We start from the raw sequence: 12449 nt of genomic DNA, 5'->3' as shown, positions 1-12449 counted from the left end.
AAACGTTATGAAGAACCTGCTCATTGTGGCCGCCACCGTCGCGCTGGCCCTGTTGTCGATTATTTTTCTGTCACCGTGGCCGGTCTGGCTGGGCACGCTGGCGGCCTGGGTGACCACCGGCTCGTTCTGCCTGCAGGTGCTGCATATCGTGAAGAATAAAGACACCAGCGGCCTGTCGCTGGGAATGTGGGCGGCGCTGTTCTTCGGGGTTGCCTGCTGGACGTGGTATGGCCACCGTATGCACGACGTGCCGGTGATGGCGGCCAACGGCATTACCGCGCTGCTGGCGCTAACGGTGATTATGCTCAAGCTGTGGCACGAGCGCCCGGTGCGTAACCCGAACCGCCGCAGGCTGGTGCGCATGCCGAAGGTGATCCTTAACCCGCGCATCCGTCGGCTGCGCCCGCTGAAGGTGGCGAAAGACGCGCAGGAAAAGGTCAGCTGACCAGGCGGCGCTTATCCAGCTTCTGCAGGCCCAGCGCCAGCAGCAGGCTGCCGCCCAGGGTAATGCCGAAAATCAGCGGGATGTCGATCAGCGGATGGTCGGTGTTGTCCAGGTCATGGGTGCGCATATAGTGGATAAACAGCGCGTGAAAGCCGTAGATCGGCAGGGAGCAGCGGGAAATCAGGGCAAAAAACGGATTCACGCGGTCGTTCATGGCGTTCTTAAACAGGACCAGCAGGCTGACGGCGGCGAAAAATACCGCCGGGCCGCAGTACAGATACCAGGTATCGGCAAACGCCCCATTGATGGCGAACTGCCGCTTAGTGCCAAAGGCGATCATCAGCACGCAGGCAGCAAACACGCCCCCGGCCAGCCAGGACACGCCGCGCTTCTGCGTCTCCATCATGCCAATCGCCCGGCCAAACAGCGCGTACAACAGGTAGTAGATGGTGTCCCCGTTGATATACAGGTTGATCGGCAGCCAGTGGAAACGGGCCACCGAGCTGTCGATGGTATTGGGGTTGGCCAGCAGCGCCAGCACCAGCGTCACCACCGCCAGGTAGCGCGCCCGCACCGGCTTCACCTGAATCAGCGGTGACAGCATATAGATGACGATGATCGCAAAGAAGAACCACAGGTGGTAGAACACCGGTTTTTGCAGCAGGTGCTTCACCGACAGGGCTTCATTAATCGGCGTCAGCAGGGTGATATAGAGCAGTGCCACCGTGCTGTAGAACAGCAGGCACAGCACAATGCGCAGAAAATGTCGCCCCCGGGCGCTGCGCTCGCCAAAGAATAAGTAACCGGAAATCATAAAGAAGATCGGCACACAGACCCGCGAGGCTGAGTTCAACAGGTTGGAGAGATCCCAGCTGTGCTCTCCCACCGACAGTCCGGTGGTGACATACCAGGTGGTGGTGTGGATCATAATCACCATCAGGCAGGCCACTGCGCGTAAATTCTCTATCCATCCAATCTTTTGCGACATTTCATCCTCATTTCACGGGAACATCTGCACTTATGCGAGATTGAGGGTAGCCAGGCGGTCACGCTTCAACAACCAGAGACGGGAAAAATAGGACCAGGATGAAGGGATTATGTGGCGGGGGCGACAAAAAATTCCCCAATCAATGATCACGGCATTTTGGTAATAGCCCCGGTCAAAGGGTATACTGACGCCCACTTTTTATCACCACTCGTATCGCGTGCGAATCCAAATGCAAAAGTTTGATACCAAGACCTTTCAGGGGCTGATCCTGACCTTACAGGATTACTGGGCTCGCCAGGGCTGCACCATTATCCAACCTCTGGATATGGAAGTCGGCGCTGGTACTTCTCACCCCATGACCTGCCTGCGTGCGCTGGGTCCGGAGCCGACAGCCGTTGCCTATGTGCAGCCTTCACGTCGCCCGACCGATGGCCGTTACGGTGAAAACCCGAACCGCCTGCAGCACTACTACCAGTTCCAGGTGATCATCAAGCCGTCCCCGGACAATATTCAGGAGCTGTACCTCGGTTCCCTGAAAGAGCTGGGCATGGATCCGACCATCCACGATATCCGCTTTGTGGAAGATAACTGGGAAAACCCAACGCTGGGTGCCTGGGGTCTGGGCTGGGAAGTGTGGCTGAACGGCATGGAAGTGACGCAGTTCACCTACTTCCAGCAGGTTGGCGGCCTGGAGTGTAAGCCAGTGACCGGCGAGATCACTTACGGTCTCGAGCGCCTGGCGATGTACATTCAGGGCGTGGACAGCGTCTACGATCTGGTCTGGAGCGACGGCCCGCTGGGTAAAACTACCTACGGCGACGTGTTCCACCAGAACGAAGTGGAGCAGTCTACCTATAACTTCGAATACGCTGACGTCGACTTCCTGTTTACCTGCTTCGAGCAGTACGAGAAAGAAGCGCAGAGCCTGCTGGCGCTGGAAAAACCGCTGCCGCTGCCTGCCTATGAACGTATTCTGAAGGCCGCACACAGCTTTAACCTGCTGGATGCGCGTAAAGCGATCTCCGTCACCGAGCGCCAGCGCTATATTCTGCGCATCCGCACCCTGACGAAAGCCGTGGCTGAAGCCTACTATGCCTCCCGCGAGGCACTGGGCTTCCCGATGTGCAATAACAAGAAATAAGAGGCAGCCATGACTGAAAAAACCTTCCTGGTGGAGATCGGCACCGAAGAGCTGCCACCAAAAGCCCTGCGTAACCTGGCGGAATCCTTTGCGGCCAATTTTACCGCTGAACTGGATGCTGCAGGCCTGGCCCACGGCGAAGTGAGCTGGTTTGCGGCCCCGCGCCGTCTGGCGCTGAAAGTGGCGAACCTGGCCGCAGCGCAGCCCGATCGCGAAGTGGAAAAACGTGGCCCGGCAATCCAGGCCGCGTTTGATGCCAATGGCGTGCCGAGCAAAGCCGCTGAAGGCTGGGCCCGCGGCTGTGGTATCACCGTGGACCAGGCCGAGCGCCTGAGCACCGACAAAGGCGAGTGGCTGCTGTATCGCGCTCAGGTGACCGGCGAAAGCGCCCAGGCCCTGCTGCCGGCGATGATTGCCACTTCGCTGGCGAAGCTGCCGATCCCGAAACTGATGCGCTGGGGCGCGTCCGACGTGCAGTTCGTGCGTCCGGTTCACACCGTGACACTGCTGCTGGGTGATGAGCTGATCCCGGCGAAAATCCTCGGTATTGATTCAGCGCGTACCCTCCGCGGCCACCGCTTTATGGGTGAACCTGAGTTCACTATCGACAGCGCCGACCAGTATCCGCAGATTATGGTTGAGCGCGGCAAAGTCCAGCCGGACTTCGAAGTGCGTAAAGCGCTGATCAAAGCGGGTGCCGAAGAAGCTGCCGCGAAGATTGGCGGCATGGCTGACCTGAGCGAGAGCCTGCTGGAAGAAGTGACCTCCCTGGTGGAGTGGCCGGTGGTGCTGACGGCGAAGTTTGAAGAGAAGTTCCTCGCGGTGCCGGCCGAAGCGCTGGTGTACACCATGAAGGGCGACCAGAAATACTTCCCGGTGTACGACAAAGCGGGCAACCTGCTGCCGAACTTTATCTTCGTCACCAATATCGAGTCAAAAGATCCGCAGCAGATTATCTCCGGCAACGAGAAAGTGGTCCGCCCACGCCTCGCCGACGCCGAGTTCTTCTTCAACAGTGACCGTAAGCGCCGTCTGGAAGATAACCTGCCGCGTCTGGAAACCGTGTTGTTCCAGAAAGAACTGGGCACCCTGCGTGACAAGACCGACCGTATTCAGGCGCTGGCTGGCTGGATTGCCGCGCAGATTGGGGCAGATGTGAATCATGCTACCCGCGCGGGCCTGCTGTCCAAATGCGACCTGATGACCAACATGGTGTTTGAGTTCACCGACACCCAGGGCGTGATGGGCATGCACTATGCGCGTCACGACGGCGAAGCGGAAGACGTGGCCGTGGCGCTGAACGAGCAGTATCAGCCGCGCTTTGCCGGCGATCAGCTGCCGTCCAACCCGGTGGCCTGCGCGCTGGCGATTGCTGACAAGATGGATACCCTGGCAGGGATCTTCGGTATTGGTCAGCATCCGAAAGGCGATAAAGACCCGTTTGCTCTGCGCCGTGCTGCACTGGGCGTGCTGCGCATCATCGTTGAGAAAAACCTGTCGCTGGATCTGCAAACCCTGACGGAAGAAGCCGTGCGCCTGTATGGCAGCAAGCTGTCTAACGCCAAAGCAGTGGATGAAGTGATCGACTTTATGCTCGGCCGTTTCCGCACCTGGTACCAGGAAGAGGGCCACAGCGTCGACACCATTCAGGCCGTGCTGGCCCGCCGCCCAACGCGCCCGGCAGACTTCGATGCGCGGATGAAGGCAGTATCGCACTTCCGTACGCTGGAGCAGGCAGCCAGCCTGGCGGCCGCTAACAAGCGTGTCTCGAATATTCTCGCTAAAGCCACCGAGCCGCTGAACGACAGCGTGCAGGCGTCCCTGCTGAAAGAGAATGAAGAGATCAAGCTGGCGACCTATGTGTCAGCACTGAGCAGCAAACTGCAGCCGTTCTTCGCGGAAGGCCGTTACCAGGATGCGCTGATTGAGCTGGCACAGCTGCGTGAAGCGGTGGATAACTTCTTCGAGCATGTGATGGTCAATGCCGAAGAGAAAGAAATCCGTATTAACCGCCTGACTCTGCTGGCGAAACTGCGCGAGCTGTTCCTGCAGGTGGCGGATATCTCTCTGCTGCAGTGAGGTGATGTCGTGACGGGCGCACTGCAACACCGGCGTCCGTCATTCACATTGCGATCGTTTGCGGGAAGAACGCAGGCTGAAGCTTTGCCACTGGCAGGAAAGCCGGGAAATGATTCACCGCTCCCCGAAAATACAAAACCCGCCGTTGGCGGGTTTTTTCTGTCATCCCAGCAGCTGTCTGCTGAGGCACGGATTCGAGTGAATCAACTGCATTAACTTCTGCGCGCTACCAGACGGCTTGGTGCGTTTCGCTTCCCAGCTTTTCACCGAAGAAACACTGACACCCAGTGCCTGGGCAAACTCAGCAATCTGCATACCGGTAATTTCCCGAACTCTTTTTGGCTCAGGCGGTGCCACTTCACTTTTCATGGCTGGCAGGGTATGCATAACATTATGGGTCAGAACAATCTGCTCCAGACTGGAAAGCAGTTCAGACATCGGATCTTTAGTCTCCATAAGCACTCCTCAAAAACTCACTAAACGTGAACAACCAGAGGGAAAGAACCTTATACCCAGATTCTCAATGCTGGCATACAACAGCCACTGGGACGCTTTTTGGGGCAGCACAGGGGAAAGCCAGGATCATAAGTATTAGATCATTTTGAGAGATCTGGATCATATTTTTTGTTTATTTTTTCAACTTGCGGAAAACCTGGCCGGTTAAATACAACGAAAAAATAAGTTACACAGACATCGCTATCCATCAAAACTGATTTCGACTATTCTTTACGCAACATTTGTTGTTTGAATAAAACCAATAAGTCTTTGTTAACAGGAGTTAATTTCTTATGATGACAGGATCATCACGCATCTGGACCCGTTTGCTGGTGCCTTTTATGGCGCTGTTCATGGTGTTACAGCTTACCGGCTGTGGCGATAATGAAGCCGATCAGCGCAAAGCGTTTATCGATTTTCTGCAAAACACCGTCATGCGTAGCGGTGAACATCTGCCAAGCCTGAGTGAAGACCAGAAGCAGAAATTCGGCCCCTACGTTAGCGACTACGCCATTCTTTTTGGTTTTTCACAGCAGGTAAACCGCGCCGTGGATTCCGGGCTCAAGCCCGTCGTGGAAGAACTGTCCGCCATCCGCACGCCACAGGATTATCTGACGCGCCGTGATGCACTGCGTCAGGCAAGTGGCTCGCTGGGCGTGCTGACTCAGCAAATACAGGCAGCAAAAACGCAGGCCGACAGCAGCAAGGCCGCACTGAAGCAGCCGTCTGATTTGAAAACGGTCTATGACAACGTCTACACCACGGTTGTCACTCAGCCAGCCACAACGCTGGCCCCTCTTCTTCCTGCGCTCCAGGCGCTGAGCCAGGATGCCGTTCAGACCGGCGACTTCCTGCAGCAGCAGGGGGCGAACGTGAGCTTTAGCGGCTCGGCGATCCAGTTCCCGAGCCAGGCGCAAGCCACGCAATATAACGCACTGATGAGTAATCTCAGCGCTAATGCCAGGGCACTGACCCAGGCGCAAAGCGTACTGAATGCCAATCGCTGATAAGCGCACAGAAATAAAAAAAGGGCCACAACGTGGCCCTTCTTGCACAATCTTAACTCAGGCGTAATCACGTGCCCAGTTAGCCAGGCTTTCTTTGCCAGCGTAGCCAAACATATCAATCAGCTGGCTCGTGCCCCCCATCAGGCCAGGCTCAACGGCAGCAATATAATGCCAGTCTTTACCTGCATATGCCGGGTTCACGGCAGCATACAGATTGGCCATTTGCTCAACACCTTTCATATATTGAATAAAATCAACACGGTTTAAATTTGCACCGCTGACAGATGTCACTTCTTCCATATTCAGTTCACGAATAGTCATGATTCTCCCTTGTATTTAAAATGAAATCCGTTACCGATCGATATTATCGGCGAGCTAAGACTAATAGAATGCTGCTGTTAATATAATCGTATTAAAGCCATAACTTAAGGCAAATGCTTATTCGTTCGCTTTACAGTGTTTCCCTTCGCTACCGACGTTGAGTGAGTTGCAGGATAAGGAAAGTGAAAGACCATTGAGGAAAGTGTGATCTGACGTTTTTATGCTGAAAATAACTTGTGATTTACATCACAAAAACAGAACAAATCAACAAAATGAAAAGGTGATTTCAATCACAAAACATGAGCTTATCCGGCTATTTTTTCAGCGTTATTTTGATGATGCCTGCATATTTGTGATCTACATCACTCATTACCCCCCTTTAATCGCCCACAAAACGTGATATTGATCACACATATTCCGACACCTACGCAGCGTCAAATTCGCGTGATAGAGTCCGCCTGCATACAGTGATACGGGTGGCTTCACACAGTCAGGTCTAAAACAAAAATCAACGCGCTCTCTTATTTGTCGGCGCGTACTCATAAGGGGTGTTTTATATGTCCTCATCAGATATCAAGATCAAAGTTCAAAACTTTGGTCGTTTTCTGAGTAATATGGTAATGCCAAACATTGGCGCGTTTATCGCCTGGGGTATTATCACCGCGCTGTTTATTCCAACCGGATGGCTGCCAAACGAAACGATGGCGAAGCTGGTTGGCCCAATGATCACTTACCTGCTGCCGTTACTGATCGGTTATACCGGTGGCCGTCTGGTCGGCGGCGATCGCGGCGGCGTGGTGGGAGCCATCACCACCATGGGCGTGATTGTTGGTGCTGATATGCCAATGTTCCTCGGCTCAATGATTGCGGGCCCGCTGGGCGGCTGGGCGATTAAAACCTTCGACCGCATGGTAGAGGGTAAAATCAAAAGCGGCTTTGAAATGCTGGTGAACAACTTCTCTGCCGGTATCATCGGCATGTTGTTGGCTATCCTCGCCTTCCTTGCGATTGGTCCCCTGGTTGAAGGCCTGTCCCATATTCTTGCGGCGGGTGTGAACCTGATGGTGCAGAACAATCTGCTACCACTGACCTCTATCTTCGTCGAACCGGCGAAAATCCTGTTCCTCAATAATGCCATTAACCACGGTATTTTCTCACCGCTGGGTATCCAGCAGGCCAGTGAAGCCGGTAAATCCATCTTCTTCCTGATCGAAGCGAACCCGGGTCCGGGTATGGGCGTGCTGATGGCCTATATGTTCTTCGGTCGTGGTAATGCGAAGCAGTCTGCCGGTGGCGCTGCGATTATCCATTTCCTCGGCGGTATCCACGAAATCTACTTCCCGTACGTGCTGATGAACCCGCGCCTGATTCTGGCGGTGATCCTCGGTGGGATGACCGGTGTCTTTACCCTGACGCTGCTGAACGGTGGCCTGGTGTCTCCGGCCTCTCCAGGTTCTATCCTTGCGGTACTGGCCATGACGCCAAAAGGCGCTTACTTCGCGAACATAGCCGCCATCTTTGCTGCCTTTGCCGTCTCCTTCGTCGTTTCTGCCATTCTGCTGAAAACCAGCAAAGTGAAAGAAGATGACGATATCGAAGCCGCTTCCCGCCGTGTGCAGGAAATGAAAGCACAGTCTAAAGGTCAGTCTGGGACGCCTGCGGCTGATGGCCTGCACGGCGACCTGAGCCACGTGCGCAAAATTATTGTCGCCTGCGATGCCGGAATGGGTTCCAGTGCCATGGGTGCCGGCGTACTGCGTAAAAAAGTTAACGATGCCGGTCTGACGCTGATTTCCGTGACGAATACGGCCATTAACAGTCTGCCAGGCGACGTTGACCTGGTCATTACCCACCGTGACCTGACTGAACGTGCGATGCGCCAGGCGCCTCATGCCCAGCACATCTCACTGACCAACTTCCTCGACAGCGGACTGTATAACGATCTGACGGCTCGCCTGGTGGAAGCCGGACGCAGCGCCGGTCACCGGGAAAAAGTCAGCAGCGCGCTGAGTGACAGCTTTGATGACGGTCAGGATCATCTGTTCAAACTGAGTGCCGCCAATATTTTCCTTGGCAATCATGCTGACAGTAAAGAACAGGCTATCCGTTTTGCCGGTGAGCAACTGGTGAAAGGGGGCTACGTGGAGCCGGAATACGTTGAAGCCATGCTGGAACGTGAAAAGCTGACGCCGACGTACCTTGGAGAATCCATTGCCGTTCCCCACGGCACGGTGGAAGCGAAAGACCGCGTGCTGAAAACCGGTGTGGTGTTCTGTCAGTATCCGGCCGGCGTACACTTCGGCGAAGAGCCGGACGACATCGCTCGCCTGGTGATTGGTATTGCTGCACGTAACAACGAGCATATTCAGGTGATTACCAGCCTGACGAATGCACTGGACGATGACAGCGTGATCGCCCGTCTGGCGACCACCACCGATGTGCAGGAAGTCCTTGAGCTTCTGTCTGGTAAACCCCGCACGTAAGCCGGTTTAACGAACGCACCTCTGTGAAGGGCTGGGCATGCCCGGCCTTTTTTTGGTCGGGACATGTCTGACCCTGACCTCATTGATACGGGAATAATTATGAAAGCATTACATTTTGGCGCCGGTAATATCGGCCGTGGCTTTATCGGCAAACTGCTGGCTGATGCCGGTATTCAGCTGACGTTTGCTGACGTCAACCAGGGGGTACTGGATGCACTCAATGCCCGGGGGGAGTATCCGGTGCAGGTCGTCGGTGAGCAGGAAAAGGTCGAGATCGTCAAAGGCGTCAATGCCGTGAACAGCACCAGTGATGAGATCATGACTCTGGTCGCAGAGGTGGATATTGTAACCACGGCGGTTGGCCCACAGATCCTGGAGCGGATTGCTACCAGCATTGCCAGCGGGCTGACCAAACGCTGTGATAGCGCGAACCCCCGCCCGCTGAATATTATTGCCTGCGAGAATATGGTACGCGGTACAACGCAGCTAAAAGGGCACGTGCTGAAAGCACTACCAGAGCAGTATCATGCCTGGGTGGAAGAACATGTTGGCTTCGTTGATTCCGCCGTGGATCGCATCGTGCCTCCCTCTGCAGCGGGCAACAGCGATCCACTGGCGGTGACGGTGGAAACCTTCAGCGAATGGATTGTCGACAAAACGCAGTTCAAAGGCGACCTGCCTTCCATTCCAGGAATGGAACTGACGGACAACCTGATGGCTTTCGTTGAGCGCAAACTCTTTACCCTGAATACCGGCCATGCCATTACCGCTTACCTCGGCCAGCTGGCGGGGCACCAGACCATACGCGATGCCATTCTGGATGAGAAAATCCGCACCATCGTGCAGGGGGCGATGGAAGAGAGCGGAGCGGTACTGATCAAACGATATGATTTTGATGCGGTGAAACATGCCAGCTACATCCAGAAAATCCTGGGCCGCTTTGAAAATCCTTATCTGAAGGATGACGTTGAACGAGTGGGTCGTCAGCCCTTGCGTAAACTCAGTGCGGGCGATCGTCTGATCAAGCCTCTTCTGGGTACGCTGGAATACCAACTGCCACACAACCACCTGGTCACCGGGATTGCCGCCGCGTTGCACTACCGCAGCGATCAGGATCCGCAGGCGCAGGAACTGACTGCTCTGCTGGAAAAACAGGATGTGGCGACAACCCTCGCACAGATCTCCGGCCTGGATAGCGACAGCGATGTGGTTAAGGCAGTAGTGAAGGCCTGGAACGCTATGGCATAATGTCGGCGCAAGCGCTCCTCAGGGACGAACAACCAGGGCACAGCATCGCCGCTGTGCCCGCGCAGGCGTTTTTACGCCATATGAATGATATGCAGGCACTCATGGAACAACCACAGGCTTTTGAAAATCGGGTGCTCGAACGCCTGAATGCCGGACGATCGGTAAGAAGCTTTCTTATCGCTGCCGTTGAACTGCTGGCAGAGGCAGTCAATATACTGGTGGTGCAGGTGTTTCGTAAGGATGATTACGCTGTTAAATACGCCGTGGAGCCGCTCTTGCTTGGCGATGGTCCTCTGGGCGAGCTGTCAGTGCGGCTAAAGCTTATTTACGGTTTAGGAATGATAAACCGCAGTGAATATGAAGACTGCGAACTGCTGATGGCCCTGCGGGAAGAGCTGAACCATGACGGCAACGAGTATCGGTTTACTGATGACGAAATTCTCGGCCCCTTTGATGAATTGCACTGCGTCAGTGGCCTGCCCCCGCGTCCTGATCTCGCCAGTGAAGATGCAGAGCTGCGTGCCATGCAACAGCAGCGTTATCAACAGGTGGTGCGTTCCACAATGGTGCTGTCGCTGACCGCGCTGATCTCACGTATCAGTCTGAAGCAGGCTTTCAAAAAGTAACCTGCCCTTTTCCCTCTTTGCTTCGCTTTCGTGTATCCTTTGCAGTAATGAATCAATTTAATGGTCAATCGTGATGAAAGAACAAGTACAGTCAGAAATCAAAGATCTTAGTGACAAGCTGGATGCCCTTAATCACAAAGAGCCGGTGTTGCTGGCATCCGGTGAAAGTGAAAAGCTGGGTGAACTGCTGAAAGAAAAAGACAAGTTAGAAGCAGAAATCGAACGTCTGCGTGGCGTGCGTGCCGAGAAACTGAGTAAAGAAGCACAGGCACTGCAGAAACTGCCTTTCAGTCGCCCGATCACCAAGAAAGAGCAGGCGAACATGGGAGCACTGAAAAAAAGCGTGCGCGGTATTGTGGTGGTGCATCCAACGACGGCTCTGGGCCGTGAGATGGGCCTGAAAGAGATGACCGGCTTCGCTAAAACAGCGTTCTAAACGCAGATTTTTCGATAAAAAACAGGATGCAAGCATCCTGTTTTTTATTACAAAATCATCTTATCCTGAATTCCCTTCCCCTGTTTGTGTGCAAAAAGAAAAGCAATTAATAACTTTTTCTTAGACTCTTCCTTACTCTGCAAAAACAACAAATTACCCCTACCCTCACTTTTCACACCTCTTCCAGAAAATTAATCCGGTTAAAAAAAATTACACCAGCTGACACTTTCAAATATTATTATCGCCAGATAAATTAAACCGATATTAAGTATCGAAAAAAAGACGTTAATTCTCAATTGCGATTTATCAACTCGCGATAATGATAAAAAACAGATATAAATATCGCAATAAGATAATCACTAGAACATAGATACCGTTAATGTTACTTTTTCAATATAATGTATCATAGACACGCTGTTCAGAAGTACGGAGACAGGCCCAAAGGACGCGATAATGGCGCCCTGGTTAAGGATAACTTCAGGTAATGAATTATGAGAAAGAATAACATCACTATCGTCATTAATGACGCTAATCGTTTTTATGTTGACGGGTTAGCGAAGTGTATTTCTGAAGATTTTTCCGGCCGCGGTATCCATACCGAATTTACAGATTGTATCTTTAACGGTCGGTCAAAAATGATTTTCCTGGCAGAGGAATCTCTGTCAGTTGCCAATATTCATTATCTGAATCGCCGTATGTCAATGCGCCCCATTTGCATCTTTGTCATCAAAGATCGTGAAGATGTTGACAGCCATATCAAGACGAAAACGTCAGACATTAATCATTATGCCACTATCTACCGCGATCAGCCTGTTGAGAGCACGTTATCCCTCATCACCAGTCAGATGGAACAGCTGCAAAACTTACGGAACATTCTTGTTCAACCCTGCTCGAACCGCTTTCACCATAACCTGACAAGGCGGGAAACCGAGATCCTTCGTTATCTGGCCCGTGGTATCAGCAATGGTGGCGTGGCACGTTTCCTTAATATTAGTGAAAAAACGGTTAGCGCACATAAGCGAAACATTATGACGAAGCTCAATATGGTTCGCCCTGCGGAACTGAATTACTGGCTGATTCAGGAAGGTTGGTGTGAGTCTCTACGGAAAGTCGAACCGCTCCATTAATGTTGGAAAGACATGATTGTGTTCTGTCATACGATATCTACATGATTTCATCA

At 53.3% G+C, this 12449-nt stretch carries 12 protein-coding genes; 9 read left to right on the top strand and 3 right to left on the bottom strand.

Features of this window, described 5'->3' with window-relative positions; all coding sequences use genetic code 11:
* Nucleotides 1–7: 7 nt before the first annotated feature.
* Nucleotides 8–445, top strand: a complete 438-nt coding sequence (locus tag K6L24_RS00265; protein ID WP_240043774.1) for a SemiSWEET family sugar transporter — start codon at nt 8–10, stop codon at nt 443–445.
* On the opposite strand, the gene K6L24_RS00260 is transcribed toward K6L24_RS00265, so the two are convergent.
* Entirely contained in the window at nt 438–1433 is a 996-nt protein-coding gene (locus tag K6L24_RS00260; RefSeq protein ID WP_137268956.1) for an acyltransferase, read from the bottom strand. The two genes, K6L24_RS00265 and K6L24_RS00260, sit on opposite strands and share 8 nt — an antisense overlap.
* 229 nt (nt 1434–1662) lie before the next feature.
* Between K6L24_RS00260 and glyQ the strand changes: the two genes are divergently transcribed.
* Both glyQ and glyS read left to right on the top strand, forming a co-directional pair.
* The gene (gene glyQ, locus K6L24_RS00255; protein ID WP_012443081.1) at nt 1663–2574 is read left to right on the top strand and encodes a glycine--tRNA ligase subunit alpha; all 912 of its coding nucleotides are present in this window, start codon (nt 1663–1665) and stop codon (nt 2572–2574) included.
* 9 nt (nt 2575–2583) lie between these two features.
* Nucleotides 2584–4653 carry a glycine--tRNA ligase subunit beta gene (gene glyS / locus K6L24_RS00250; protein ID WP_062744035.1) on the top strand — a complete coding sequence of 690 codons (2070 nt, stop codon included), beginning with the start codon at nt 2584–2586 and terminating at the stop codon, nt 4651–4653.
* A gap of 162 nt (nt 4654–4815) precedes the next feature.
* Here the strand turns inward: glyS and K6L24_RS00245 are convergent, their stop codons facing one another.
* Nucleotides 4816–5109, bottom strand: coding sequence for an HTH-type transcriptional regulator (locus tag K6L24_RS00245; protein ID WP_222681830.1), 294 nt, complete (start codon nt 5107–5109; stop codon nt 4816–4818).
* Between the two features lie 332 nt (nt 5110–5441).
* Between K6L24_RS00245 and K6L24_RS00240 the strand changes: the two genes are divergently transcribed.
* Nucleotides 5442–6155 carry a DUF3053 domain-containing protein gene (locus K6L24_RS00240; RefSeq protein ID WP_137268957.1) on the top strand — a complete coding sequence of 238 codons (714 nt, stop codon included), beginning with the start codon at nt 5442–5444 and terminating at the stop codon, nt 6153–6155.
* Between the two features lie 57 nt (nt 6156–6212).
* Here the strand turns inward: K6L24_RS00240 and K6L24_RS00235 are convergent, their stop codons facing one another.
* Nucleotides 6213–6476, bottom strand: a complete 264-nt coding sequence (locus tag K6L24_RS00235) for a hypothetical protein (protein WP_062744038.1) — start codon at nt 6474–6476, stop codon at nt 6213–6215.
* 557 nt (nt 6477–7033) lie between these two features.
* Here K6L24_RS00235 and K6L24_RS00230 point away from each other — a divergent pair.
* The 5 genes from K6L24_RS00230 to K6L24_RS00210 all read left to right on the top strand — a co-directional run bounded on the left by K6L24_RS00230 (nt 7034) and on the right by K6L24_RS00210 (nt 12396).
* Nucleotides 7034–8959: a PTS mannitol transporter subunit IICBA gene (locus tag K6L24_RS00230; RefSeq protein WP_118665173.1), complete on the top strand. Its 1926-nt coding sequence runs from the start codon at nt 7034–7036 to the stop codon at nt 8957–8959.
* Nucleotides 8960–9058: 99 nt separating this feature from the next.
* Complete coding sequence (mtlD, locus tag K6L24_RS00225; RefSeq protein WP_062744040.1) at nt 9059–10207, top strand: mannitol-1-phosphate 5-dehydrogenase; 1149 nt, start codon at nt 9059–9061, stop codon at nt 10205–10207.
* 44 nt (nt 10208–10251) lie between these two features.
* Nucleotides 10252–10833, top strand: a complete 582-nt coding sequence (gene mtlR / locus K6L24_RS00220; protein WP_373279667.1) for a mannitol operon repressor MtlR — start codon at nt 10252–10254, stop codon at nt 10831–10833.
* Nucleotides 10834–10906: 73 nt separating this feature from the next.
* Nucleotides 10907–11269, top strand: coding sequence for a YibL family ribosome-associated protein (locus K6L24_RS00215; protein WP_062744041.1), 363 nt, complete (start codon nt 10907–10909; stop codon nt 11267–11269).
* Between the two features lie 491 nt (nt 11270–11760).
* Nucleotides 11761–12396 (top strand): response regulator transcription factor, encoded by a 636-nt coding sequence (locus tag K6L24_RS00210; protein WP_062744042.1) that lies wholly within the window; start codon nt 11761–11763, stop codon nt 12394–12396.
* Nucleotides 12397–12449: the final 53 nt, after the last annotated feature.

It is taken from the genome of Erwinia persicina (genome assembly GCF_019844095.1).
In the GTDB taxonomy this organism is placed as follows: domain Bacteria; phylum Pseudomonadota; class Gammaproteobacteria; order Enterobacterales; family Enterobacteriaceae; genus Erwinia; species Erwinia persicina.
This window is presented reverse-complemented; position numbering and strand designations above follow the sequence as displayed.

What these genes read in the sequence shown, in the direction of transcription:
- K6L24_RS00265 (WP_240043774.1), top strand. Translation starts at nt 8, where the DNA reads ATGAAGAACCTGCTCATTGTGGCCGCCACCGTCGCGCTGGCCCTGTTG.
- K6L24_RS00260 (WP_137268956.1), bottom strand. Translation starts at nt 1,433, where the DNA reads ATGTCGCAAAAGATTGGATGGATAGAGAATTTACGCGCAGTGGCCTGC.
- glyQ (WP_012443081.1), top strand. Translation starts at nt 1,663, where the DNA reads ATGCAAAAGTTTGATACCAAGACCTTTCAGGGGCTGATCCTGACCTTA.
- glyS (WP_062744035.1), top strand. Translation starts at nt 2,584, where the DNA reads ATGACTGAAAAAACCTTCCTGGTGGAGATCGGCACCGAAGAGCTGCCA.
- K6L24_RS00245 (WP_222681830.1), bottom strand. Translation starts at nt 5,109, where the DNA reads ATGGAGACTAAAGATCCGATGTCTGAACTGCTTTCCAGTCTGGAGCAG.
- K6L24_RS00240 (WP_137268957.1), top strand. Translation starts at nt 5,442, where the DNA reads ATGATGACAGGATCATCACGCATCTGGACCCGTTTGCTGGTGCCTTTT.
- K6L24_RS00235 (WP_062744038.1), bottom strand. Translation starts at nt 6,476, where the DNA reads ATGACTATTCGTGAACTGAATATGGAAGAAGTGACATCTGTCAGCGGT.
- K6L24_RS00230 (WP_118665173.1), top strand. Translation starts at nt 7,034, where the DNA reads ATGTCCTCATCAGATATCAAGATCAAAGTTCAAAACTTTGGTCGTTTT.
- mtlD (WP_062744040.1), top strand. Translation starts at nt 9,059, where the DNA reads ATGAAAGCATTACATTTTGGCGCCGGTAATATCGGCCGTGGCTTTATC.
- K6L24_RS00215 (WP_062744041.1), top strand. Translation starts at nt 10,907, where the DNA reads ATGAAAGAACAAGTACAGTCAGAAATCAAAGATCTTAGTGACAAGCTG.
- K6L24_RS00210 (WP_062744042.1), top strand. Translation starts at nt 11,761, where the DNA reads ATGAGAAAGAATAACATCACTATCGTCATTAATGACGCTAATCGTTTT.